This is a genomic window from Albidovulum sediminicola, assembly GCF_025751575.1.
Lineage (GTDB): Bacteria > Pseudomonadota > Alphaproteobacteria > Rhodobacterales > Rhodobacteraceae > Albidovulum > Albidovulum sediminicola.
Genome location: NZ_JAOWLA010000062.1, coordinates 1 through 1,161 on the forward strand (window position 1 = coordinate 1; position 1,161 = coordinate 1,161).

Below are 1,161 nucleotides of genomic sequence, written 5' to 3' on the forward strand. Positions count from 1 at the left end.
TACATCGACGGGTTCTACAATCCCGTCAGGCGGCATTCATCGCTCGGCTTCCAGAGCCCCATCGCCTTCGAGCGAAAAGCCCGGGAAGTGAGCTAAACGCTCTCCATAAAAGTCGGGCAAGTCCATGTGGCGCGCTGTCGATCACGAAGGCGAGGTCTTGGAAAGCTTCGTCACGAAGACGCGGGACAAGAAGGCTGCATTGAAATTCCTCAACAGAACAATGAAGAAGCATGGACGGGCCGACGTCGTCGTGACGGACAAGCTCCGGTCCTATGGTGCTGCTTTGAGGGATCTCGGCGCGGTCGACCGCCAGGAAACGGGGCGGTGGATGAACAACCGCTCGGAGAATTCGCACCTGCCATTCCGACGAAGGGAACGCGCCATGCCCCGCTTTCGGCGTATGCGAACGTTACCGAAGTTCGCCGCCGTCCACGCCTCCGTCTACAACCTCTTCAACACGAAACGCAGCCTCTCCAGCCGACACCTCTTCAAGGCCAACCGAGCCGCCGCTCTCACCGAGTGGCACGGTCTTTGCGCGGCATAAGGACAGGTCCGCTGTCCTTGTGGAGACTGGTTCGCATTTGTCTGCCAGCACCCCTGAACGACACCGGCCGCAAGATCGTCACCGTCGAGGACCCGGTCGAGTACAACCTGCCCGGCGTCCAGCAGGTCCAGGTGAACGAGACGATCGGCCTGACCTTCGCCCGAGTGTTGCGCGGGATCCTGCGTCACGATCCAAACGTCATCCTTGTGGGCGAGATCCGGGACGAGGAAACCGCCGAGATCGCCTGCCGCGCAGCCCAGGTCGGGCGCATGGTGCTCTCGACGCTCCACACCGGCTCGGCCGATGGCGCGGTCACCCGGCTGGTCGACCTCGGCGTACCCGAGTTCCTGGTGCGCGACACGCTGCGCGGCGTCCTAGCGCAGGACCTGAGGTCGTTCGATTGCTCGGATTGCGCGGGGGCGGGTTGCCGCGATTGCTCAGGGAGCGGTGTTGGGGGGCGGAGGGCAAAGGTGGAGTTGCGGGAGACGTTCTAGGCTCCAGACTCATTCTCATTCATAGCCAGAAGATGACGATCGCGGCGAGCAGGATGGCGGAAAAGAAGGTTTCTGGGCAGCGGTCGTATCGGGTGGCAACGCGGCGCCAGTCCTTGAGGCGGC

General features: G+C 62.8%; 1 protein-coding gene and 2 pseudogenes. 2 read left to right on the top strand and 1 reads right to left on the bottom strand.

Going from position 1 to position 1,161, the window contains the following annotated elements:
- Positions 1–124: 124 nt before the first annotated feature.
- Positions 125–544 (top strand): annotated as a pseudogene (locus tag OE647_RS20080) (DDE-type integrase/transposase/recombinase); the annotation flags it as partial.
- A gap of 17 nt (positions 545–561) precedes the next feature.
- Positions 562–1,038, top strand: coding sequence for a GspE/PulE family protein (locus OE647_RS20085; protein WP_318527980.1), 477 nt, complete (start codon positions 562–564; stop codon positions 1,036–1,038).
- 19 nt (positions 1,039–1,057) lie between these two features.
- On the opposite strand, the pseudogene OE647_RS20090 reads toward OE647_RS20085, so the two are convergent.
- Positions 1,058–1,161, bottom strand: a pseudogene (locus tag OE647_RS20090) (IS5/IS1182 family transposase); the annotation flags it as partial.